Here is a 21,503-nt window from a genome sequence, read left to right as displayed (position 1 = left end):
AAGGCGGTGATAAGTAAAATGACACAGCGTCTCCTCTTAAACCGTGAGCAACTGGCAGCCTCGGATGTGGTCGCCAATTGCCAGATGAATCGTCAACGCGGGCTGTTGGGATCGAATAGTTACGAGCGGGATCTCGGTTTCGACTTGCTGGAGTATCTGCGAACTGTTTACCAGCGTGAGGGATGTGCCCGGTGGTTGGATCTTTGTTGCGGTTCGGCAGCGGCTTTGGTCGCAGCGGCGGAGATAGCTGCGGCCGAATCGTTGAGAATCGAAATTGTGGGGATCGATCTGGTCGGCATGTTCTGTACGACCGACGCCGTTCCGCGGCTGCAGTTGCTTAAAACATCGCTCGAGGATTATCGTCCGACGACTGCTTTCGATTTGATTACGTCGGTGCATGGGCTGCACTACCTGGGGGACAAGTTAGGACTGGTCACAGCAGCGGTCTCTTGGCTGACGCCTGGCGGTCGGTTTGTCGGAAATCTGGATGCGCAGAATCTTCAGCTGCGTGGGCAACGTTCGTCGCAGGCGATCATTCGATACTTACGGAGCGCGGGCTTGAGCTATTCGACACGGTCGAAGTTGTTACAGTGCGATGGCCGGCGCGAACTGTCGCCCCCGTTTGATTATCTAGGAGCCGATGATGGAGCGGGGCCAAACTATACGGGGCAAGCGGCGGTTGACTCGTACTATGCGTGTGCTGAGTAGTACTGTCGAAAATTTAGGAGCGGGGAGCGAATTCCGATGTCTCTTTTCGATTGGTTGAAACCGCGGCCCAGGGATGAGTTTCAATCGCTGCTAGTCACCGTTGTTCGATGTCGAGACAATGGCGTCGAACTAAAGCGCCCCTGGAGACGCGCGGTTGCGTTTGTTGCATTGGATCAACTTCGCAAGGTTGCGATTAGGACGACGGATGCGGGGCCATTTGAGGAGGACGTATTTTTTGTCCTGATTACGAATGAACAATGCTTCCTTATTCCGCAGGAGTCTGCCGAGAGTGTCGAGCTGCTGCGGCTGTTGCAGGAACTGCCAGGCTTTGACAATCAAGCCTTTATTGACGCGATGTGCTGCGCCGACAATCGCGAGTTCCTCTGCTGGGAGCAACAGTAAACGAGCAGGACTAGTAGCGATTTCGGCATTTATTTGATAGCTTACCAGCCCGAGATCGAATTCGATCGGTCACCGCTTTCTCCGCTCAGCTCGCGTATTGAAACAGTTCATAACACGCAGTTCGGCCGGACATTCGCATTCAAGTACTTTTGAGAAATTGACGCCCATGCCCATCTTCGGAGCTCACATGTCGATCGCCGGCGGCTATTACAAAGCCGTCAACGCCGCTGCGGCAGAATCGATGGGCTGCGTGCAGTTGTTTACCAAGAATAACAACCAGTGGCGCGCCAAGGAAATCACCGACAAAGAGGTGAAGCTGTTCCGGGATGCGTTGGCCGAAGCAGGAGTAAAGCATCCGCTTTCGCACGCGTCGTACTTGATCAACATGGGCTCGCCCAAGACCGAGCTGTGGGAGAAGTCGCGGGATGCGATGATTGTCGAGCTGCAGCGGGCCCATCAATTGGGGATTCCCTACGTGGTGGTTCATCCCGGCGCGTTTGTTGATAGCAGCGAATCGGAAGGGATCGCCGCGGTGGTGAAGGCGCTGGATGAAGTGATCGCTGCGACCGCCGATCTCGATTCGATCTGTTTGTTGGAGACGACGGCAGGGCAGGGGAGCTGTTTGGGACACAAGTTTGAGCATCTGGGCGCGATGCTAGACGGCGTGCAGCAGCGAGATCGCGTCGCCGTCTGTTTGGATACTTGCCATATTTTTGCGGCCGGATACCCCATCGGCACCAAGCAAGAGTACGAAGCGACCTGGAAGCAATTTGAATCGCTGATCGGGCTCGACAAACTAAAAGCGATTCATTTAAACGATAGCAAGAAGCCGCTTGGTTCGCGTGTGGATCGACACGAACACATCGGCGAAGGATGTTTGGGGATCGAGCCGTTCCGCTTGTTGGTGAACGATGCACGCTTTGCGGAGATGCCGATGTACCTAGAAACTCCCAAGGGAGAAGAAGAGGGGGAGACCTTCGATACTCGCAACATGGCGACGCTACGGCGACTGATGAAATCGTAGCAGGCTGACCGCTGGGCGAAGGGCTTGGCGTAAAATCAACAGGCTGCTAGTTCTCTGGAATTCCGCTGGTAGGATCGGCCAGACGCACCGTTAGCTGATCGGCTGAATCATGATCGAGATGCAGCTCTTGTCCGTTGGGCAAGCGGAAGGTCCAGATAGTGTCATCCATTTCACGTGGCCCGGCGATGATTATGTCGCCGATCGCAACTTGATCATGCTTGTGGCTGCCGGCGATTGCGGTGATCGTTGCATGCCGCCCTTCGCGCAGCAGGCTGGCTTTTACTTCGGCGCCAGGAATCAGATCGACAAAGTCTTCGGGGATCTCTTGCCCGTGCGGATCGCGGGTTGGATGTCCCAAGCGATCATCCAGATAGTCGACGGTCGCCTCGTCGTTTAAATGTTCGAGCAAGTGGGCGCGATCGTGGAGCGAGTCTTCCGGCATTCCGACGCGTTGCAGATAGGTTTCCCAAATCCGATGCGCACGCATTAAACGTCGTGCTTCGTGCGTGCCGGCTTCGGTCAGGATGAAGCCTTGCGGGGTTTGATCAAGCAGCGACATCGCCACCATGCGCTGCAATACGCGGCGCAGTGTAGAGGGGGTCGCTTGCACATGGGCGCGAATCGTATCGAACCGCGTCGCATGTTTTTCGTCACGCCGCAAACAGCCGAGGATGTCTTCCATCACATGTTGCGGAACTTGATTCCAACGGCGCAGCGTGCCAGACAGCAGACCGTTGTGCGGAGCAAAGATCAGGACCGCCATAAACTGCAACGTGCCGGCCATCACGATAGAAGAACCGGCGCCGATGTTGAGCCAGGCTGAAGCATAGACTCCTAGCACCACGCTGCTGACGCCGAAGGTCGCTGCAAGGGCCAGCATGGTCGACAAGCGATTGCACAGCAGATAGGCGGCGGCCGCCGGCGTAATCAGCAATCCGACCACTTGGATGATGCCGACAATAGAAACCGCCGACACCACCACCAGCGACGTGCAGGCAGTCAGCAAATAGCCGATCAGCGGCGCCGAAATGCCAACCGACGCGGCCATGATAGGATCGAAACTGGTCAATTGCAGCTGACGATAGAACAAGATGATTACAAACAGAATGATCGCGGTCACGGTCCCCATCATCCAGAGCCGCTCGGAGTCGACCACTAATACATCTCCCATCACCATGTGCATCAAGTCGACATGGATCTCGCTTGAGAAGACGCTGGCCATCGCGCCGCCAAAGGCGAAGATGCCGGTGTACATGATGCCGATCGCCGTATCATCCTTGATCCGCGAAGCGCGAGAAACGAAGCCGATCAACAGCACCGTCACAAACCCGGCCAATAAAGCTCCAAGAATCATGGCGCCAAAATGGGCTTCTTCGCCGGTGATCAATTTCATCACCAAGTACCCGCCGACCACGCCGGCCAGCATCGAGTGCGAGATCGCGTCTCCCAAAAAAGCCATGCGGCGGAGCACGATAAAGCAGCCGATCATCGACGAAGCGATTGCAACCAGCGAGCCTGCGAACATGGCGCGCAGCAAGTAACCGCCCGAGGCGAGCGGCTCGACAAACAGGTCATACAGCAGGTTCATCGTTCTGCTCCTGTCGATACGCTACGGAGATGCTCGAACGCTTTGAGTGAACCTTCGTAAACTTCGGACAGCAGTTCTGGCTGCAATACTTGCTGTGGAGAGCCAAATGCGAATAGCCGCTGTTTGATCAACAGCAGCGAATCAAAGTATTCGGCCGCGGTCGCCAGATCGTGATGCACGACGATCAACGTGCGGCCGGCTTGTTTGGTGCTGTCTAGCACTTCCAACAGCGCTCGCTCGGTGGCGGCGTCGACGCCGGCGAAAGGTTCGTCCAGCAGCAGGATGTCAGCGCCTTGGGCCAGGGCTCGCGCCATAAAGACGCGTTGCTGCTGACCGCCAGAGAGTTGCCCAATCTGGCGGTGGCGGTAATCGGCCATCCGGACCGTTGCCAACGCGTCTTCCACATGCTGGCGATCTTCACGTGATGGCCCCCAAGCCCACCACGGAATTTGTCCATAGCGTCCCATCATCACCACTTGTTCGACCGTAACCGGGAAGTCCCAGTCAACCGCTCCGCGCTGCGGAACGTAGGCGACGCGCCGCCGAGCTTTTTCGGTCGTCACGCCAAACAGGTGAACCTCGCCCAAGTCGGGCTTCATGATGCCAAGAATCGCTTTGATCAAGGTCGACTTGCCAGAGCCGTTGGGGCCGATCACGCCGACTAACTGTCCCGCTTCGATTTGAAATGAAATATCAAGCAGCGCCGGCGATGGGCCATAGCTGACCGTCAGGTGATCGACCTGAACCGCGGGAGCGGCGGAATGGATGGAGCGAGCGATCATCGCGTTCCCTCGGCGGTCGGTTTTACATCGGACGAAGTCGAGAAGTTGGCGACGCCTGACAACAGGGTTGCGCCGGCGGGCGCCCAGATAAAACGCTCGGCGATTGGCTCGTGACGTTCGCTGGAATAAACCGAGAGTTTGGCGAAGAGCGGAGGGCCGGGATTTTGGGGAGTCGCTTCCAACAAAAATTCGTTGCGGCCAGCGACGATGTCGCCGATGTCGAGGACTTCAATCTTTTCGCCAGCAGTGACCGCTTGCTTGGTTTCGTAGAGCGTTTTGTCGGCGAAGCGGATGCTGACCGCGTTGGAGTTGTCGAGGTCGGCCGAAAAGCGATCGGGGCCAGCGTCAAACGAAAGTTCGAGCTCTAAACGAAATTTGCCGGCGGCGTGTTCCAGTTCGGTGGCCTGGGGCGCAGCGGTAACCCCTTGCTGGTCGAGGGCGAGATAAGCTTTCACCAACGAGAGCGACAGAGCCGCGGCGACGATCGCGATCAGAATTCGCATGGCCGACTACTTTAACCCTGCGGCGATTGTCAACACGTTTTCTCGCATCATGCCGAGATAGGTTTCGCCGGCCGAGTTAGGAGGTCCCATCGAATCAGAGTAGAGCGTGCCGCCGACGACAACGCCTGCTTCGTCGGCGATCTGGCGAATCATCACGGGACTAACTGAGGTTTCGACAAAGATCGAGCGAACACCGTAACTACGAATCGATTCAACCGTCTCGCGGCGCCGCTCGGGGGTGACTCCTCCACCCACTTCGGAACCGGTCGACCAACCAACCGGCGTCGCCGCAGTGAACTGGTACTCGCGGCAGAAATAATTGAACGCGTCATGACTGGTGACTAAGATCCGTTTTTCGACAGGGATCGCATTCAACTGGCGACGAATCCACCCATCCAGGGTGCGCAGCTGATCCAAGTAAAGTTGAGCTCTGGCTTGGTACTCGTCGCGGTGCTTAGGATCGTAATTGCTGACTGCGTCACGAATGTTGCGCACATAAACCGCGGCGTTAGCAGGCGAAAACCAGGCATGCGGATCGTGTGCCGTGCCGCCGGGGATTTCTAGCGGTGTTGCGCCGGTCGCGCAACTGGTGATCGGTTTGTTGGCGTTTTCGGCCAACTTTCGCATCCAGTCGGCGCCTTCCAGATGCCAACCGTTGTCAAAGCAGAGGACCGCACGCGAAACCAACGCTGCGTCATTCGGTTTAATCTCGTAGACATGCGGGTCTTGACCAGCGGCGAGGATCGAACGTACTTCAAACCCATCACCGACTACCTGACGGGCAAAATCGGCGACCTGCGTGGTTGAGCAAACGATCAGTGGCTTGGTATCGTCCGCTGAAGTGGTTGAAAGTGATGTTAATGCTGAGAGGATCGCCATAGCGATCGATAAACGGTGCACGATTTTCGTCCCGCGTAAAATAGTTTTTGACCTATCAAAAAGTATAGGAGCGGTTCCCTGGCTTCGTCAATTCCTTTTATGGTGATTTCAGGGGTAATTGAGCGTCAGAATCGGTCCAATCGTTCTCCGTCAAGGTAGTCTCGCCCTGAGGTGCTAGCGGAGACGAAAATTGACCCCAGGGAGCGGCCGCGATAAATTGCTAGAACGCTTCGATGGACGACCTTGATGAATCCTCAAATTCGACGCTACGTTTCGACCGACGTGGTGGATCCGGTGGCACTGACCTACTTCAAACGTTACCGAATGGAAATCGACTTGGCGGAAGTTCCCGCCCAGCCGATTTTGCTTCCGCCGTCTTACCGGTTTGTCGCATGGCGAACCGATCTAATTGGTGCGCATGCGACCAGCAAGTTTGAGAGTTTTCGCTGGGAAATTGATGCGAATGTCTTTCCCTGTCTGGGCGATGCAGACGGTTGTCGTCGTTTGATGACCGAGATTTCGCATCGCGAAGGTTTTATCCCGGGTGCGACGTGGTTGGCTGAATACCAGGACGAAGCGACCCGCTTGTTTTTGCCGGTAGGAACCGTCCAAGGAGTCGTTGACCGAGAAGGCCATGGTTCGATCCAAAACCTGGGAGTCGTGCCGGAACATCGCGGAACCGGACTAGGTGGTCGCTTGCTGCTAAAGGCGCTGCAAGGTTTTTATGACCACGGTCTGCAGCATGCTTTTCTGGAAGTCACCGCCCAGAATGAAGGCGCGATTCGGTTGTACGAACGTCTTGGGTTCCGGATTACGCGGACCGTCTATAAAGCGGTGGAGGCCGCTTGTTCTTGACGGCGATTGGCTGCCAGCTGCGCCGTATTAGCGAATGACGAAAGTCTAAATCCTAATGTCTAATGGGGGGAAGTTTTTCCTTAGACATTAGGATTTAAGCATTGGACATTTGTCCCGGATTTGATTTCGACGCTGAATTCAGGTCGTCACTCCAGGTTGTCACTTTCGCCGCTTCCGTCTCTAATGTGGGGCTTGTTTCTCTGTCCCGTGGAATGCGTATGGCCTCTAGTGATTCGTCCAAGATCCGTCACGAAACCCTACCCAACGGCATGACGTTGGTGGTGGAGAAAATGCCGTGGCTCGAATCGGCCGCGTTTGCATTGTTGACCCCTTCAGGCTGCGCGACTGACGCCAAGACGCAACTTGGCGTCAGCAACCTGCTGTGCGACTGGACGCAGCGCGGCTGCGGAAATCGAGATAGCCGCCAGTTTATTGAAGACTTGGACAATCTGGGGGTCTCACGAGGCGCCGGCGTATCGACTTCGCATACAAGCTTTGGGGGCGCCGTACTGGCCGAGAATCTAGAGCGCACCCTGGCGATCTACGCCGATGTCGTGCAACGGCCCCATTTGCCAGAGGAAGAATTCGACGAAGCCCAGTTGGTATGTCTGCAAGAGCTGCGTGCAATTGAAGACGATCTCTCGCAGCAAGCGATGCTGCAACTGCGCAAGCAAGTCTATGCCGATCCGTGGGGCCGCGCCTCGTACGGGAATGTCGAAAGTATCGAAGCGCTGACCGCAGAGCTCGCCAAAGCTCACTTCGCCGCCCACTATCGTCCTAACGGTACGATCTTGGCGATTGCCGGCAACATTGACTTGGACAAGACGCGCGACGATGTGCTGCGATTGTTTGGTGATTGGAAAATGGCCGCCGAGCAGCCGGTTGTCGAAACGCCGGTTGACGAGATCTATCGTCATATTCCGATTGAATCGAATCAAACCCATATCGGCGTCGGCTACGACTGCATCCCCTATAGTCATCCCGATTATTTTTTGGCTCGCGCGGCGGTCGGCGTGCTGAGTGACGGGATGAGCTCGCGTTTGTTTACGGAGGTTCGCGAGAATCGTGGACTTTGTTATACGGTTTTCGCGTCGATCCATACGCTGTTGGACCGGGCCAGCGTCTTGGCTTACGCCGGTACAAGCACCGAGCGTGCGCAGGAAACGCTGGACGTCTTGATGGCCGAGCTGGTGAAGATCCGGGACGGGATCGAAGCCGCGGAACTGACGCGACTGAAGGCCCGCATCAAAACGTCGCTGGTGATGCAGCAAGAGTCAAGCTCGTCGCGCGCGTCGTCGCTGGCCAGCGACTGGCGTCATCTGGGCCGTATTCGCACACTGGACGAATTGACGTCGATTTTGGATGGTCTGACGTGCGATTCGATCAATCGCTATTTGCAAGACAACCCGCCGCACGATTTCCGTTTTACGACGGTCGGCGCTGAAAAATTGGAGATTCCCGTTGCAGTTTCGCCATGAAGTTCTCGACAACGGTCTGGAGATCGTTGCCGAGATTAACCCGAACGCTTACTCGCTCGCTTCGGCATTTTTTGTCAAAACGGGATCCCGGGATGAAACGGCGGAGATCGCTGGCGTCAGCCATTTTCTTGAGCACATGGTGTTCAAGGGAACGCCGCGCCGCACTGCCGCTGACGTCAATCGCGAACTGGACGAAATGGGCTCGCAGGCCAACGCCTACACCAGCGAGGAACAGACCGTTTACTACGCTGTCGTCCTGCCCGAACTGCAATCGCAAGTTGTCGACCTGCTGGCCGACATCATGCGGCCATCGCTGCGGGTCTCTGATTTTGAGACCGAGAAGCAGGTGATCTTGGAAGAGATCATGAAGTATGACGATCAGCCTCCGTTTGGCGGTCACGAACGGATCATGGCCTCTTACTTTGGTCAGCATCCGTTGGGCAATAGCGTGCTGGGAACGGCGGAAACGGTTGGCGCATTATCCGCCGATCAGATGATGAATTACTTTAATCGTCGCTATAGCCCGCACAACATCGTGTTGGCGGCGACTGGACGCGTAGACTTTGACGCATTGGTTGAACAAGCCAAGCGGCATTGCGGCGATTGGGAGCGATCCGAAACGTCGCGAGACTTGTCGCGTCCGCAAGGATTGCCTGGTTTTGAGGTCATTCACAAAGAAACGGCCGCTCAAGAATATTTGATTCAGCTGGCCGATTGTCCGGCGGCGGAAGATGCCGATCGCTACGCCGCGCGGCTGTTGACGACGATCTTTGGCGATGACACCGGCAGTCGACTTTTTTGGGCGCTGGTTGATCCAGGCTTGGCCGAATTCGCTTCGTCTGACCCGTATGAGTTTCAATCGGCCGGCGTGTATATGAACTACTTTTGTTGCAGTCCCGAAGAAGCGGTTAGCAACTTGGCGATTTTGAACGAGGAGATCGCCAAGCTCGAAAAGCACGGCATCACCCAAGCCGAGCTTGATCAGGCGAAAAACAAGGTTTGCTCGACCACGGTATTAAGCAGCGAACGCCCCTCGAGTCGGCTCTTCTCGGTCGGCAACGGCTGGATTCAACGCGGTAAATACCAAACTGTTAGCCAATCGGTCGCCGCTTATAAAAGCGTCACACTCGACGATGTGCATGCCGTGCTGGCCAAGTACCCGCTCTCCAAAAACAATACCTTGGCGATCGGTCCATTGGCCGAGTTGAAGTAGGGTACGACGTGCCTGCTGACGCAACTTAGGGCTCTATGAAACGTCAATTTTCTGGCGCGATGCTCATTCCGCGAAGATGCGGTAAGAGCATCGCGCCCAACACCCGGATCTCTCCCTAGAACCGGCAAGATCCTTCTGCTCGGCACGGCGTCCCCCCATTTCTGAGACGCGACCGATAATTCGTTGAACGCGACAGACGGAGCGCGGCGATAACATCAGCTAGCACGAAGCCTGTTTCTCGCTGCGCGATTCGTAATGGAGTCTTTCGCGATGGTTCTTCCCCGTCTGACTGCGGTGTTGTTGGCGTTTTCACTGTTTGCTCTGGCCGAATCACCGGTCGAAGCTGGTTGGCCCTCGTTTGGTCGCTGGTTTGGCGAAGGATGGTCCAACGGTTATCATGCGCCCGGCAGTCACTGGAACGAAGCGTCGATCCGGTCGTCGCAGTACCGCATCAGCACCGGCGAAGTTTACGTACCCGGCCAAATCGATCATTTGCCCAAATTGTGGCATTTGCCGTTTATGCCGCCGCCGACCGAAGCAATTCCGACCGACAGTTGCCCCACCTGCCGCGGCGGGAGAGGAGAGCCGGGGATGCTGGAAATGCAGCAAGATTCGATTCAACCGCTGCTAAACCAACCGCCTGTGATCGAGCCCATCCCGGCCGGAAGGGCCAATCTCGGGGCATAGCTGCAATTGGGCTAAAACTTTTGCTATACTGCGGCCGCTTCTTTCGCGGCCAAGTGCTGCGCGTTTACCGCGTTCCTACCCAACCTGCGCACCAGTATTTGCAACATGAAGAGCATAAAAAAACTGTTGGTGGCGAATCGTAGCGAAATCGCCATTCGCATCTTCCGCAGCGCCCATGAGTTGGGCATTCGCACCGTCGCAATGTACTCGTACGAAGATCGGTTCGCGCTGCACCGCTTCAAAGCGGATGAAGCGTATCAGGTCGGTACGCAAGGAGAGCCGGTTCGCGCTTATCTCGATATCGACAGCGTGATTCGGTTGTGCAAACTGCACAAGATCGACGCGGTTCATCCCGGCTATGGCTTCATGTCCGAGAATCCCGAGTTGGCGCGGGCTTGCGATGAGAACGGGATCATTTTTGTGGGCCCCAGCGTCGACTGTCTGGAACGCTTAGGAGATAAGACGGCTGCTCGAGCCATCGCCGAACAAGCGGGCGTGCCGGTCCTAAGCGGCAGTCCGAAGGCAATTGCGACTGCCGAAGAAGGACGCAAACTGGCCGAGAAGCTAGGCTTTCCGATCATCTTGAAAGCGGCCAAAGGGGGCGGCGGACGCGGCATGCGAGTTGTGCGCGAAGCGAAAGATTTTGACGCTTCGTTTGATTCGGCCACGCGTGAATCGCAGTCGGCGTTTGGCAGCCCCGATATCTTTGTCGAAAAATACATCGAGCAAGCTCGCCATATCGAAGTCCAATTGATGGGGGATCGACATGGCAACTTGGTCCACTTGTATGAGCGTGACTGCTCGGTCCAACGTCGCCATCAGAAGGTGGTTGAGATCGCGCCGGCGCCCAATCTGCTGCCAGAAGTTCGAGACGCGTTGTGCGCAGCCGCAATCAAGATTGGCAATGAGGTCGGGTATCAGAACGCGGGCACCGTGGAGTTTTTGGTCGATAAAAAATCAAACCAATATTACTTTATTGAAGTCAATCCACGGATTCAGGTCGAGCATACCGTCACCGAAGAAGTGACCGGTGTTGACGTCGTTAAAACGCAGATCCTGGTCGCTCAGGGAGAACAACTGAGTCACCCTGATATTGATCTCGGCGATCAAAGCAAAATCGCCACCGTTGGTTTTGCATTGCAGTGCCGCGTCACGACGGAAGATCCGGCCAACAACTTTTTACCCGACTACGGCCGAGTCAGCCATTATCGTTCGGCCAGCGGCATGGGAATTCGGCTTGACGCCGGCAGCGCTTTCTCGGGCGCCGTGGTTCATCCCTACTATGACTCGATGCTGGTCAAAGTAAGTGCTCGCGGTCGGCAGTTTGGCGCCGCCGTCAAACGGATGGAACGTGCGCTGCAAGAGTTCCGCGTCCGCGGCGTCAAAACAAACATTCCGTTTTTAATTCGACTGATGTCGAACAAGACGTTTTTAGCGGGCGATTGCACCACGCGATTTATTGACGAAACGCCGGATCTGTTTAACTTTCCGGTTCGTCGCGATCGGGCGACCAAGTTGCTGTCGTATCTAGGCGAAATCGCCGTCAACGGCAACGAACTGGTCAAAGGACGTCCCGTCGCACTCCGCCGCGATCCGGCGCCGCTGCCAGCGTACAGCACCAAAGGGAATCCGCCGGCCGGATTGCGGCAGAAGTACCAAGAGTTAGGGGCCGCGAAGTTTGGCCAGTGGATTCGTGAACAAAAGCCGCTGCTCTATACCGACACCACTTTCCGTGACGCGCATCAGTCGCTGTTAGCGACGCGTGTCCGAACGCGCGACTTAGTGAATATTGCTGAAGGCTACTCGCGACTTTGCCCGCAGCTGTTTTCGCTGGAAATGTGGGGAGGGGCGACGTTTGACACCAGCATGCGGTTTTTGAAAGAAGACCCCTGGCGCCGTCTGACCGAAATGCGGGAAGAGGTTCCGAACATCTTGTTCCAGATGCTACTGCGTGCTTCTAACGCGGTTGGGTATACCAACTATCCCGACAACGTCGTCACGGCGTTTGTGGAAGAAGCGGCGGCGGCCGGCATTGACGTCTTCCGCGTGTTTGACGCGCTCAACTGGGCGCCCAACATGCAGATTGCGATGGAAGCCGTCGAAAAGACCGGCGCCATTTGCGAAGCTTCGATCTGCTACACCGGCGATATCTCGGATCCGAAACGCGACAAGTATTCGCTGAAGTACTACGTCGATCTGGCGAAACAGCTAGAGAAGATGGGCGCTCATATCTTGGCGATCAAAGATATGGCCGGACTCTGCAAACCCTACGCGGCCGAGAAACTGGTCAAGACGCTCAAGCAAGAGATCGGACTGCCGATCCATTTCCATACGCATGACACCGCCGGCACTCAGGCGGCGTCGATCTTGAAAGCGTCGGAAGTTGGGCTCGATATTGCAGACGCTGCGATGGCGCCTTGGTCGGGGGGCACTTCGCAGCCCAACTTGAACACCATGGTCGAGGCGCTTCGCAACACCGATCGCGACGGCGATTTGGATTCAGATGCGTTAGACGGCATTGCCGAATATTGGCGCGCCGTCCGCGAGTTTTACACTCCCTTTGAAGCGATCGTGCTGCCGGCTAATGCCGACCTCTACCGGCACGAGATGCCAGGCGGTCAGTACACCAACCTGTTCCAACAGGCTCGGGCGCTTGGGCTGGCCGATCAATGGGCCGACATCTGCCGGATATACGCCGATGTGAACCAGCTGTTTGGCGACATCGTCAAAGTGACCCCCACCTCAAAAGCGGTCGGCGACATGGCGTTGTTTTTGGTCGCCAACAATCTGACCACGGCCGATGTGCTAGATCCCAATCGAGAGTTGGCTTTCCCGGCGTCGGTCAAGGATTTGATCGGCGGGCGGATGGGACAACCGCCGGGGGGATTTCCGGCGGATGTGCAGTCTCGCATCATGCGTGACGAGCCGATCATGACCGATCGTCCCGGGGCCGAGTTCTCGCCGGCTGACTTTACCGTTGCAACCGCGACTGTCAAAAAGATGTTGGGCCGCGAACCGCTGCGTCGCGAAGTGGTTTCGTACTTGCTTTATCCGAAGGTCTACGAAGACTTCGCCAAGCATGTCAAAAAATATGGGGACGTCAGCACGTTGCCGACACCGGTCTTCTTTTATGGCCAGCAGTCGGGCGAAGAGACAGCGGTCGATATCGAAGTTGGCAAGACGTTGATCGTCAAGTTTTTGACGGTGGGCGAACCGCATGTCGACGGCATCCGCGTTGCGTTTTTTGAGCTGAATGGTCAGCCGCGCGAAGTGGAAGTGATTGATCACAGTTTGGAATCGGACGTCCCGAAACGACTCCAAGCCGATCCCGACGACGCCAAGCAAGTTGGCGCCGCAATGCCGGGCATGGTGGTGATGGTCGCCGTCGAAGCGGGAGATAAAGTCGCCAAGGGACAAAAACTGCTTTCGCTGGAAGCAATGAAGATGGAATCGACCATCTACAGCGAAGTCGAAGGAATCGTCGATCAGGTGTTGGTCAAGCCGGGCAGCCAGGTGCAAACCGGCGACTTGCTGGTGAAATTGACGTAGAGATGGATGCGTTTCCTCAAGCGGCGCTCGACGAGATTGCGCGTAGCGTCGGCGCCGCTGTGGTTACAGCATTGGTCGAATTACCTTCGACCAGTCTTTACACCAAAGAGCGAGCCGCTGAGATCGCAACCACTTTGCCGTATGTCATTGCCGCCCAGCGCCAGACCGCAGGCCGTGGCCGCGGCGACAACGCCTGGCATGCGACCGATGGGGCGCTGACCTTTACTGCGGTCTTTGATCAAGCGTCGCTGCCGATTCCGCTACTACGCTGGCCGCAGGCGTCGCTGATGACGGCGGTCGCCGTGGCTGAAGCGATTGAGTCGCTAGTCCCTGACGAATCGATCTATGTCAAATGGCCTAATGACATCTATTGTCGGGGCCGCAAGCTGTGTGGGATCCTCCTTGAGCGAACCGAGTCGCCGCGACCGATGTTGCATTTGGGGATCGGCGTCAATGTGAACAACTCGTTAGAAGCCGCGCCGCAAGAAGTTCAGGACCGTGCGATTTCGCTGGTCGAGCTGAGTCACCACGAATATTTCCTGCCTGATTTGCTGTTGGCGATCTTGCAGCGGATGAAGGCTAATTTTGAGCTTTGTGCCTCTGATCTGGTTCCGCTTGCCGACGCTTGGCGGCGGCGTTGTTTGCTGCGTGATCGCAAGGTGGAAATTCAAGCCGGAGATCAGTTGATCACGGGGATTTGCGGCGGTATTGACGATTCCGGCGCCTTACTGGTCGATTCTCCGACCGGAGTCCGTCGAATCTTGGCCGGCGTGGTCACGCGGTTCTAGATATTCGGATAAATTCAGCGCAAAATAGATGCGCCTCGCACGCGGAATTTCCGCGTCGCTTCTCTCGCCTCCTGTCCCGGCTTCCGACTGAAAGGTCCGCATGATGCTCCGTCGATGTCTCACCGCTTCTGCACTGCTGTTGTTTGTCTTGCCGCTAATCGCGCGCGGCGAAGACGAAATCAAGTTTAAGAAACATCAAATCGAAACCAAGTTCCGCAGCGAAGGAGTCGCCGTCGGCGATTTCAATCGCGATGGCAAAATGGACATCGCGGCCGGCAGCGTCTGGTACGCGGCGCCTGATTGGGAAATGCACCTGATTCGCGCCAAGGCCGACGAGTACGAGCCGAAGAGCTACAGCGACTCGTTTTGCAATTTTGCCCAAGACGTCAATCATGACGGCTGGACCGACGTGCTGGTGGTCGACTTTCCGGGCAAGCAAACCTGGTGGTTTGAGAATCCCGGCAAAGGGGACGGTCCTTGGGCGCGTCACGAAATGGTCCCGGTGACCAACAACGAAAGCCCCGACATGCGCGATGTGACCGGCGACGGCAAGCGAGAGTTGATCTTCTCGTTTGACCCCGGCAAGAAGGTGGGCTACGCCGCTCCGGCAGAAGATCCGAACGCACCATGGGTGATCACCGCCGTTTCTGAAGAGAACGCACCGGGAACCGATCGTTATTCGCACGGCATCGGATCGGGCGACGTCAATAACGACGGACGGAATGATATCCTGGTCACCGCCGGTTGGTGGGAAGCGCCGGAAGATCGCAGTCAGACGCCGTGGAAGTTTCATCCGGCCAATTTCGGCGAAGCTTGCGGTCACATGTATGTCTACGATTTTGATGGCGACGGCGACAACGACGTGATCAGCAGCAGCGCCCATAACTATGGCGTATGGTGGTACGAACAGACGCCGGAAGGATTTACTCGTCACATCATCGACAAATCGTTTTCGCAGACGCACTCGTCTCACTTGGTCGACATGAACGGCGACGGTTTGCCCGACTATGTCACCGGCAAGCGACATTGGGCGCACGGCGGCAACGATCCCGGCGGCAACGATCCGGCGATCATGTGCTGGTACGAGCTGTCACGCAAAGATGGCAAAGCCGTTTGGACCGCACATGTGTTTGATGACAATAGCGGCGTCGGCACGCAGTTTGAAGTGGCCGATATGAACGGCGACGGCTTGCTAGATGTCGTCACGTCGAACAAGCAAGGGGTTTACTACCTTGAGCAGCTGCCGAGCAAGTAATTGGTCCTACAGCATGTAGCAGTAGTGATACAGAAAAACCCCGGCAGCCATCGAAACGTTGAGTGAATCGCTGCCGCGCTCCATGGGGATTGTCACTTGACGATCGGACATCTCGATCACTTCTTGCTCTAACCCATAACCCTCGTTGCCAAACATCAAGGCGGTGCGATTTTGTCGCACCGTCTCATTTTTTAACGGCGTTGCGGAGTCTTCCAGCACGGTCGCGATGAGATCGAAGCCGAGCGATTTGGCGATCGTCAATTGCTGGAGCAGATTCGTCGTTTCGACGATTGGGATCTTGAAGGCGTGTCCGGTCGAGACGCGCAGCGCCCGCCGTGAATAGGGATCACCGCTGCGAGCGTCCATTAGAATCGCGTCGGCGCCAAAGGCGCAGCTGGCGCGAATCAAACTGCCGAGATTTTCGGGATCGACCACTTGCGCCGCAACGGTCAAGGTTTGCCGTACACGATCAGGCCATGCGACCTGGCGTAGATCCGATAGTTGGGGACGCTGCCCGCAAGCCATCACGCCGCGATGAAAGTTGAAGCCGACCAATTCTTGCAGCAGATCGCGCGGCAAGCAAAGGATCGGCGTCGCTGCTCGATCGGCGGGGAGATCAGGCGTCTTTGAAAGATCGTCGACCAACAGCGATTCGACGATTAGCGAACTGGTCAGCAAACGCTCAATCAAGAAACGCCCTTCCGCGATCAACAGTCCCGATTGCCGCACGTCTCGCGGATTGGCGAGGCCACGATAAGGAGCGAGTCGCGGGTCATCCAGACGATCTATGTGTTCAACATTCATCCGCCTATTACAGCCGATCGGAAGCTGATTTTGCAAGGCGGAGCAGTTATGGGACCTGCTTCCAATTACTGGGGCTCATTTCGGCGATAGCATCTACCTCATGAGACCGGGGCAGAAGTTACCGCAAAAAAAAGAGGGAGAACAAGCTGGCGCCTGATCTCCCTCTTCCGCCTTGAATGATTCACGGCTGACGTGATCGCTGGGCGATCACGATGCGTGAGATACGCTCAACGTTGGACTAATAGCAACCACCACCGATGGTGCATCCGCCGCCAACGTTATATCCGCCGCCGACATTGCAGCCGCCGGTGCTGCAGGGGGAAGTCGTATAACCGCAGCTCGAGTAACCGCCGCATCGACCATGACGGTGTCCGCGAAAGCGATGGACACGATGGCCGCAGCAGCCGCGACGATGGCCGAAAGCAACAACTGATTCGCTGCTGGAAGCCGAGGCAGATAGGCTGGGAAGCGAGAACGCAACGACCAATGCGATGGTTGCAGCGATGACGACAAACCAACGAGCAGCCTGTTGAAGTGATAGATCCATCTTCATTCCAAAAAATCCTCTGTGCTAAGGGGGCAAACTAGAAAACCATTGCCGGTTACACAGCAAAGGTGATGCCGGCCAAGTAATTGTTGCAAGACCGATGGCCGTTGTGGATGCCCCACAATCAGCCGGATACTCACCTGGTTTTCGTAGCTTGCCTTGATTGCCAGCAGAGCAGGGCGATGTCCAATTTAATTAGTTTTGGCATGCTGCTTGCTTTACGTGGCTCAGCTTGGAATTGAAAGTTGAACTTCGAAGACAAGCGATTTCACCATCCAATGACGGAGCACTCTCATGCTTAACCTTTTATCTGACGAATTGCCGAAACTGACCGACAAAGAAATCCAAGCACGCTGTCAAGCGATCCGCAGGAACTGGAGCAGCGACGAAAAAATGAGACGCAAGCTCGATGGTGATCGACAAGTTCGCGTTTTAGATCGTACGCTTCGCTATGGTGCTGTCGAAGTCGCAGCTGATCGCAGCTATGCGAAGCTGGTGCAGTTTGCACGATTGGTTGCTGGTTAAAATTTTGGATATCCACGACGCCGCATTCCAAAACGGCGGCTTTCCAGGATCGTCCTCCTACAGAATGCAAGCCTGTGAAAACTATCGCGATTCAAGCTTACGGTCCTCCGACGCGACTTCAGGTGATGGAATTGCCGCGTCCGGAAGTCGGTCCCAATCAACTTTTGATTCGCGTCAAAGCGGCCAGCGTCAATCCAGTTGATTGGAAGCTTCGTTATGGCGAGTTGCGTTGGATTCTCCCCTTAAAGTTTCCTGCAGTCCTGGGCTTTGACGTCGCAGGTGAAATCGAATCAGTTGGTCGTGATCTGGCGACGCAGTGGAGGGTCGGCGAGCAAGTATGTGCTTACGCTAGTAGCCCGCCCGGCGGTGGTTATGCCGAATTCATGTCCATTGATGCCGAGCATGTAGTGCGTAAGCCAGAGAATCTTTCCCCCATCGAAGCGGCATCGATACCGTTAGCGGCCTCAACCGCCTGGCAGGCGCTGTTTGATCACTGCTCGATACGACCCGGCGACAATGTCTTAGTGAACGGAGCCTCGGGCGGTGTCGGTATATTCGCCACGCAGATCGCCAAGATCCATCACGCAAAGGTCACCGCCGTTTGTAGTGGTAGAAACGAAGCGCTGCTGCGCGAGTTAGGCGCCGACGACGTGATCAACTATCACCAGGTAGACTTTACGCAGAGCGATCGCAAATATGACGTCATCTTTGATGCGGTCGGAAAAGCGTCGTACCGGGATTGCTGTCGGGTGCTCGATCGCAATGGGCGTTTTGCGACCACGCTTCCATCGGTCGAATCGGCCGCTTATACCGTGATTTCAAAATTTCAGCGGCGACGCTGTGGAATTGTGCTCGCGATGTCCCGTCAGAAAGACCTGCAAGCGATCTATGATCTGGCTGGGCAAGGGAAGTTGCGCACGATTATTGACGAAGTCTTTCCGCTTGAGCAGGCTGCCGACGCTCATCGAAAAAGCGAAGATGGACACGCGGTCGGGAAAATAGTGCTGCAAGTTGCTGATTAAGCAATGTCGTGCAGAACTGGGACGCCGTATTACTGCTGCTAATGGATGCTGGCGACGGCTAATCTTTATCGCCGCGATCTCGTTCCAAGGATTCGAGGTACCAAGTCGCCACGGCTCTCTCTTGCTTGCGGATTGCGATGATGTACTGAAGCGCGCGATCGGCGATTTCGCCTGCTAGTTGTTCGACAAGGTTTTCATTCGGCTCGGCAACTTCAGCGGTGACGGCAGCGCGAGTAAACTCATCCACAAAATGCTCAGATTCGCTGCGTAGTGTCTCGTCTTCTTCCCGCATCATCTGCACATGCGGTTCTAAGGCCGGATCTTCCTGCTCGATTTGCGAGTAGATGCTGACGTGATCGTCCAATTTTCGAAGCAGTAATTGTCGGACAGCAGTGCAGCACGTTTTGGCGGTTTGGCACCATTCGGGCAATTCGCCGGGAACAATGGGAGTCTCTAAGACTCTTTCAAACTGTTCGAGGGCCTGATGCAACTCAGGCGAGATATCGTCTTCACTCATAACTATTCCTTCTCTTCAGAAAATTCATTCTCGCACTGGGATGTGCAGAGAACGCATGGATCGAGACGTTTCGGCGCCCGACTTGCGTGCTTGATTCAGCAATACCAACCTCGACTTTAGAGATATTGTTCGTTTTGCACCGCCAAAGGGAAAGGAAGTAGAGCATGGACTCCCCTGAAAATAATTCACGTCAGTTAGTTCTCGTCACAGGCGCTGCTGGTTTGATCGGGCGTCGGCTGACAAGAAATTTGGCTGATTCGTATCAAGTCATTGGAATTGATCTTCAGGCTTCAGGGTGTGATCAGGACCATGTTCACTGGCTGCAATGTGACCTGACCGATGAAACGGCTGTGCGCGATACGCTTGCTAAGATTCGTCAGCGATGGGGAAACCGCTTAGCGAGCGTCGTCCATCTGGCGGCCTACTACGATTTCTCTGGCGAGCCGAGCCCGTTGTATGACAAGCTGACCGTCGAGGGGACGCGTCGTCTGTTGCATCACTTGCAGTCGTTCGAGGTCGAGCAGTTCCTCTTTTCCAGCACGTTGCTGGTCATGAAATCGGCAGAGGGAGGAGAATCGCTGACCTGCGAGTCGCCGCTTTACGCAGAATGGGACTATCCGCAGTCCAAATTGAAGACGGAAGAGGTCATAGAGCAAGAGCGGGGAAAAATACCGGCCCTAATTTTACGCCTGGCTGGGGCTTATGACGAAGAAGGGCATTCGCCGCCGATCACACAGCAGATTAGCCGCATCTATGAAAAGCAGCTCGAAAGTTATTTCTTCCCCGGCGACAAAGAGCATGGGCAATCTTTTGTCCACCTGGACGACACCATAGCGGCGATCCGCTGTGGCGTCGATCGTCGCCGTGAACTGCCTCCGATGGAGCGCGTGCTGATCGGTGAGGAAGAGGTGATGAGCTACGAAGATCTGCAGAATCAAATTGGCAAGTTAGTGCACGGTTCAGAGTGGCCGGCAATTTGGATCCCAAAATTGGCCGCCAAAGCGGGCGCATGGGTCAAAGTTCAATGCGCCTCCGACGAGAACCCTCCCTTTATCAAGCCGTGGATGGTTGATCTGGCGGATCAGAACTATCCGATCGATATTCACCGCGCCAAATCAAAGTTGGGCTGGCGACCAGAGCACTCGCTGCGGGAAACGCTGCCGCAGATGATCGATTTTTTGCAGCGCGATCCGCAACGGTTTTACGAAATAAATCAACTACCAGTCGGGCACTTGCACGGTTCTTAGACGCCAAAGAAAGAGAGGATCCAAGATGCCGTCGTCGTTAAACGGTTACCCGGCTGAATCGGCCGACTGGGAAGTTCAGGTCAGCCCCTATTCTTACAATCCTTCCGCTTGGTCGCAGAGGCTGCCGATTTGCATTCTGGCATTTGTCGCTTTTTTAATGGCGACTCACATGGGGCTGTACCAGTGGAGATTGATTGATGACGTTTGGGATCCGGCATTCGGAGAGCAAAGCAAGCGTGTGCTCGACTCGGATCTGGCCAAAAATATGCATCTTTGGATCGGCGTGCCGGATGCCATTTTGGGCGCGATCGCTTATTTGGGTGACGCGATCTTTGGCTTGGCCGGTTCGACACGTCGCTGGCAGTATCGCCCTTGGCTGGTGATTTTGTTCGGGATCGACGTGATCCCGCTCGGCTTGGTCAGCGTCATTCTGGTGGTCTGTCAAGCCACAATTGTCGGGAATTGGTGTTTTCTGTGCCTGATCACGGCCCTTATTTCGTTGGTGCTGGTGAAGATGGCGTATGACGAAGTCTACGTTTCGCTCAAGTATCTCGCACTTGTTTGGAAAAAGACGAAAAGTCGCAAAATCGTTTGGCGGGCGTTATGGGGTTTTCCAGAAAGGTCTGCAGATGAGGCCGCACTCGAAATGGTAAGCAGGATATCGACTCCAAAAGCGTCCGCCGCAGTCTCAAAATAGCTTGGAGGCGATCATGTGGGCCCGTGTTGTTGAATTTATGTTGTCTTGTTGGCTGGCGGCTAGTCCGTTTATATTTCATCATTCAGATAGCGCACGCGCACTTTGGTACAACGACTTCGTTGCGGCCATCTGCGTGGGCGTGGCCTCCCTTTTATCCTATTGGCGACCGACGAGACATGCACGCTTGTTCACGATGGTCGTGGCAATCTGGCTAATTGGCTTTGGGCGTTTCGGAATGGAAGGGTCGCCTGGAATGGGTTTGTCTGGATCGGGGATGCAAAACGAGATTGTCGTCGGGCTGTTGTTGATCATGTTCGCGATAGTTCCTAATCACGCCGCTCGTCCACCCCGTCGCTGGTACTCCGACTCTGAGAACTCCTTTTCCCCTTGAGACTGAGTAACCTAAGACGACCGATCCACCAACGCAATCATC

The 21,503-nt window shown here is 55.7% G+C and carries 22 protein-coding genes; 15 read left to right on the top strand and 7 right to left on the bottom strand.

Going from position 1 to position 21,503, the window contains the following annotated elements; genetic code table 11:
• Positions 1-18 precede the first annotated feature (18 nt).
• From SH421x_RS16800 to SH421x_RS16790, 3 genes are all read left to right on the top strand, one after another.
• Positions 19-708, top strand: a complete 690-nt coding sequence (locus tag SH421x_RS16800) for a methyltransferase domain-containing protein (RefSeq protein WP_488850658.1) — start codon at positions 19-21, stop codon at positions 706-708.
• Between the two features lie 36 nt (positions 709-744).
• Complete coding sequence (locus SH421x_RS16795) at positions 745-1,110, top strand: hypothetical protein (RefSeq protein ID WP_488850656.1); 366 nt, start codon at positions 745-747, stop codon at positions 1,108-1,110.
• Between the two features lie 166 nt (positions 1,111-1,276).
• A complete protein-coding gene (locus SH421x_RS16790; protein WP_488850653.1) occupies positions 1,277-2,134 on the top strand; it encodes a deoxyribonuclease IV in 858 nt (285 codons plus the stop codon).
• A gap of 46 nt (positions 2,135-2,180) precedes the next feature.
• Here SH421x_RS16790 and SH421x_RS16785 read toward each other — a convergent pair whose 3' ends face one another.
• Genes SH421x_RS16785 through SH421x_RS16770 form a run of 4 tightly spaced genes read right to left on the bottom strand, consistent with a single transcriptional unit; the run spans position 2,181 to position 5,907 of the window.
• Positions 2,181-3,722, bottom strand: a complete 1,542-nt coding sequence (locus tag SH421x_RS16785; protein ID WP_488850651.1) for a metal ABC transporter permease — start codon at positions 3,720-3,722, stop codon at positions 2,181-2,183.
• Positions 3,719-4,504, bottom strand: a complete 786-nt coding sequence (locus SH421x_RS16780) for a metal ABC transporter ATP-binding protein (RefSeq protein WP_488850649.1) — start codon at positions 4,502-4,504, stop codon at positions 3,719-3,721. Before SH421x_RS16780 ends, SH421x_RS16785 begins: the two co-directional genes overlap by 4 nt.
• The gene (locus tag SH421x_RS16775; RefSeq protein ID WP_488850647.1) at positions 4,501-5,007 is read right to left on the bottom strand and encodes a hypothetical protein; all 507 of its coding nucleotides are present in this window, start codon (positions 5,005-5,007) and stop codon (positions 4,501-4,503) included. Before SH421x_RS16775 ends, SH421x_RS16780 begins: the two co-directional genes overlap by 4 nt.
• A 6-nt stretch (positions 5,008-5,013) precedes the next feature.
• Positions 5,014-5,907 (bottom strand): metal ABC transporter solute-binding protein, Zn/Mn family, encoded by an 894-nt coding sequence (locus tag SH421x_RS16770; RefSeq protein WP_488850645.1) that lies wholly within the window; start codon positions 5,905-5,907, stop codon positions 5,014-5,016.
• 225 nt (positions 5,908-6,132) lie between these two features.
• Here SH421x_RS16770 and SH421x_RS16765 point away from each other — a divergent pair, with 225 nt between their 5' ends.
• The 7 genes from SH421x_RS16765 (at position 6,133) to SH421x_RS16735 (ending at position 15,711) form a co-directional block, all read left to right on the top strand.
• Positions 6,133-6,741 (top strand): GNAT family N-acetyltransferase, encoded by a 609-nt coding sequence (locus SH421x_RS16765; protein ID WP_488850643.1) that lies wholly within the window; start codon positions 6,133-6,135, stop codon positions 6,739-6,741.
• Between the two features lie 218 nt (positions 6,742-6,959).
• Complete coding sequence (locus SH421x_RS16760) at positions 6,960-8,219, top strand: M16 family metallopeptidase (protein ID WP_488850641.1); 1,260 nt, start codon at positions 6,960-6,962, stop codon at positions 8,217-8,219.
• The gene (locus SH421x_RS16755) at positions 8,203-9,432 is read left to right on the top strand and encodes a M16 family metallopeptidase (RefSeq protein ID WP_488850638.1); all 1,230 of its coding nucleotides are present in this window, start codon (positions 8,203-8,205) and stop codon (positions 9,430-9,432) included. The genes SH421x_RS16760 and SH421x_RS16755 overlap by 17 nt, the downstream gene beginning before the upstream one ends.
• A gap of 270 nt (positions 9,433-9,702) precedes the next feature.
• Positions 9,703-10,119, top strand: a complete 417-nt coding sequence (locus SH421x_RS16750) for a hypothetical protein (protein ID WP_488850636.1) — start codon at positions 9,703-9,705, stop codon at positions 10,117-10,119.
• 105 nt (positions 10,120-10,224) lie between these two features.
• Complete coding sequence (locus SH421x_RS16745) at positions 10,225-13,668, top strand: pyruvate carboxylase (RefSeq protein ID WP_488850634.1); 3,444 nt, start codon at positions 10,225-10,227, stop codon at positions 13,666-13,668.
• 2 nt (positions 13,669-13,670) lie between these two features.
• Positions 13,671-14,456, top strand: a complete 786-nt coding sequence (locus tag SH421x_RS16740) for a biotin--[acetyl-CoA-carboxylase] ligase (protein ID WP_488850632.1) — start codon at positions 13,671-13,673, stop codon at positions 14,454-14,456.
• A gap of 100 nt (positions 14,457-14,556) precedes the next feature.
• The gene (locus SH421x_RS16735) at positions 14,557-15,711 is read left to right on the top strand and encodes an FG-GAP repeat domain-containing protein (RefSeq protein ID WP_488850630.1); all 1,155 of its coding nucleotides are present in this window, start codon (positions 14,557-14,559) and stop codon (positions 15,709-15,711) included.
• Positions 15,712-15,717: 6 nt separating this feature from the next.
• Here SH421x_RS16735 and SH421x_RS16730 read toward each other — a convergent pair whose 3' ends face one another.
• Both SH421x_RS16730 and SH421x_RS16725 read right to left on the bottom strand, forming a co-directional pair.
• On the bottom strand, positions 15,718-16,515 hold the full coding sequence (locus tag SH421x_RS16730; protein WP_488850628.1) for a TrmH family RNA methyltransferase: 798 nt from the start codon (positions 16,513-16,515) through the stop codon (positions 15,718-15,720).
• Positions 16,516-16,753: 238 nt separating this feature from the next.
• Positions 16,754-17,068, bottom strand: coding sequence for a hypothetical protein (locus tag SH421x_RS16725; protein ID WP_488850626.1), 315 nt, complete (start codon positions 17,066-17,068; stop codon positions 16,754-16,756).
• A gap of 288 nt (positions 17,069-17,356) precedes the next feature.
• On the opposite strand from SH421x_RS16725, the gene SH421x_RS16720 reads away from it, so the two are divergent.
• Both SH421x_RS16720 and SH421x_RS16715 read left to right on the top strand, forming a co-directional pair.
• Entirely contained in the window at positions 17,357-17,587 is a 231-nt protein-coding gene (locus tag SH421x_RS16720) for a hypothetical protein (RefSeq protein ID WP_488850624.1), read from the top strand.
• Between the two features lie 74 nt (positions 17,588-17,661).
• Positions 17,662-18,609 carry an NAD(P)-dependent alcohol dehydrogenase gene (locus SH421x_RS16715; protein WP_488850622.1) on the top strand — a complete coding sequence of 316 codons (948 nt, stop codon included), beginning with the start codon at positions 17,662-17,664 and terminating at the stop codon, positions 18,607-18,609.
• 58 nt (positions 18,610-18,667) lie between these two features.
• Here the strand turns inward: SH421x_RS16715 and SH421x_RS16710 are convergent, their stop codons facing one another.
• Positions 18,668-19,126, bottom strand: coding sequence for a hypothetical protein (locus SH421x_RS16710; RefSeq protein ID WP_488850620.1), 459 nt, complete (start codon positions 19,124-19,126; stop codon positions 18,668-18,670).
• 164 nt (positions 19,127-19,290) lie between these two features.
• Between SH421x_RS16710 and SH421x_RS16705 the strand changes: the two genes are divergently transcribed.
• Genes SH421x_RS16705 through SH421x_RS16695 form a run of 3 tightly spaced genes read left to right on the top strand, consistent with a single transcriptional unit; the run spans position 19,291 to position 21,461 of the window.
• Entirely contained in the window at positions 19,291-20,373 is a 1,083-nt protein-coding gene (locus SH421x_RS16705; RefSeq protein WP_488850618.1) for an NAD-dependent epimerase/dehydratase family protein, read from the top strand.
• A gap of 25 nt (positions 20,374-20,398) precedes the next feature.
• Positions 20,399-21,070: a vitamin K epoxide reductase family protein gene (locus SH421x_RS16700; RefSeq protein ID WP_488850616.1), complete on the top strand. Its 672-nt coding sequence runs from the start codon at positions 20,399-20,401 to the stop codon at positions 21,068-21,070.
• A 13-nt stretch (positions 21,071-21,083) separates the two neighbouring features.
• Positions 21,084-21,461, top strand: a complete 378-nt coding sequence (locus SH421x_RS16695; protein ID WP_488850614.1) for an SPW repeat domain-containing protein — start codon at positions 21,084-21,086, stop codon at positions 21,459-21,461.
• Positions 21,462-21,503 lie beyond the last annotated feature (42 nt).

The organism is Blastopirellula sp. SH421, assembly GCF_057808535.1.
The sequence above is the reverse complement of the archived record's forward strand: the minus strand, read 5'-3'. Positions and strand labels throughout refer to the sequence as shown.

Excerpts from the sequence above, each read along its gene's own strand:
- SH421x_RS16705 (WP_488850618.1), top strand. The coding sequence starts at position 19,291 with ATGGACTCCCCTGAAAATAATTCACGTCAGTTAGTTCTCGTCACAGGC.
- SH421x_RS16750 (WP_488850636.1), top strand. The coding sequence starts at position 9,703 with ATGGTTCTTCCCCGTCTGACTGCGGTGTTGTTGGCGTTTTCACTGTTT.
- SH421x_RS16775 (WP_488850647.1), bottom strand. The coding sequence starts at position 5,007 with ATGCGAATTCTGATCGCGATCGTCGCCGCGGCTCTGTCGCTCTCGTTG.
- SH421x_RS16730 (WP_488850628.1), bottom strand. The coding sequence starts at position 16,515 with ATGAATGTTGAACACATAGATCGTCTGGATGACCCGCGACTCGCTCCT.
- SH421x_RS16785 (WP_488850651.1), bottom strand. The coding sequence starts at position 3,722 with ATGAACCTGCTGTATGACCTGTTTGTCGAGCCGCTCGCCTCGGGCGGT.
- SH421x_RS16710 (WP_488850620.1), bottom strand. The coding sequence starts at position 19,126 with ATGAGTGAAGACGATATCTCGCCTGAGTTGCATCAGGCCCTCGAACAG.
- SH421x_RS16800 (WP_488850658.1), top strand. The coding sequence starts at position 19 with ATGACACAGCGTCTCCTCTTAAACCGTGAGCAACTGGCAGCCTCGGAT.
- SH421x_RS16740 (WP_488850632.1), top strand. The coding sequence starts at position 13,671 with ATGGATGCGTTTCCTCAAGCGGCGCTCGACGAGATTGCGCGTAGCGTC.
- SH421x_RS16760 (WP_488850641.1), top strand. The coding sequence starts at position 6,960 with ATGGCCTCTAGTGATTCGTCCAAGATCCGTCACGAAACCCTACCCAAC.
- SH421x_RS16735 (WP_488850630.1), top strand. The coding sequence starts at position 14,557 with ATGATGCTCCGTCGATGTCTCACCGCTTCTGCACTGCTGTTGTTTGTC.
- SH421x_RS16695 (WP_488850614.1), top strand. The coding sequence starts at position 21,084 with ATGTGGGCCCGTGTTGTTGAATTTATGTTGTCTTGTTGGCTGGCGGCT.
- SH421x_RS16795 (WP_488850656.1), top strand. The coding sequence starts at position 745 with ATGTCTCTTTTCGATTGGTTGAAACCGCGGCCCAGGGATGAGTTTCAA.
- SH421x_RS16790 (WP_488850653.1), top strand. The coding sequence starts at position 1,277 with ATGCCCATCTTCGGAGCTCACATGTCGATCGCCGGCGGCTATTACAAA.
- SH421x_RS16725 (WP_488850626.1), bottom strand. The coding sequence starts at position 17,068 with ATGAAGATGGATCTATCACTTCAACAGGCTGCTCGTTGGTTTGTCGTC.
- SH421x_RS16720 (WP_488850624.1), top strand. The coding sequence starts at position 17,357 with ATGCTTAACCTTTTATCTGACGAATTGCCGAAACTGACCGACAAAGAA.
- SH421x_RS16700 (WP_488850616.1), top strand. The coding sequence starts at position 20,399 with ATGCCGTCGTCGTTAAACGGTTACCCGGCTGAATCGGCCGACTGGGAA.
- SH421x_RS16780 (WP_488850649.1), bottom strand. The coding sequence starts at position 4,504 with ATGATCGCTCGCTCCATCCATTCCGCCGCTCCCGCGGTTCAGGTCGAT.
- SH421x_RS16765 (WP_488850643.1), top strand. The coding sequence starts at position 6,133 with ATGAATCCTCAAATTCGACGCTACGTTTCGACCGACGTGGTGGATCCG.
- SH421x_RS16745 (WP_488850634.1), top strand. The coding sequence starts at position 10,225 with ATGAAGAGCATAAAAAAACTGTTGGTGGCGAATCGTAGCGAAATCGCC.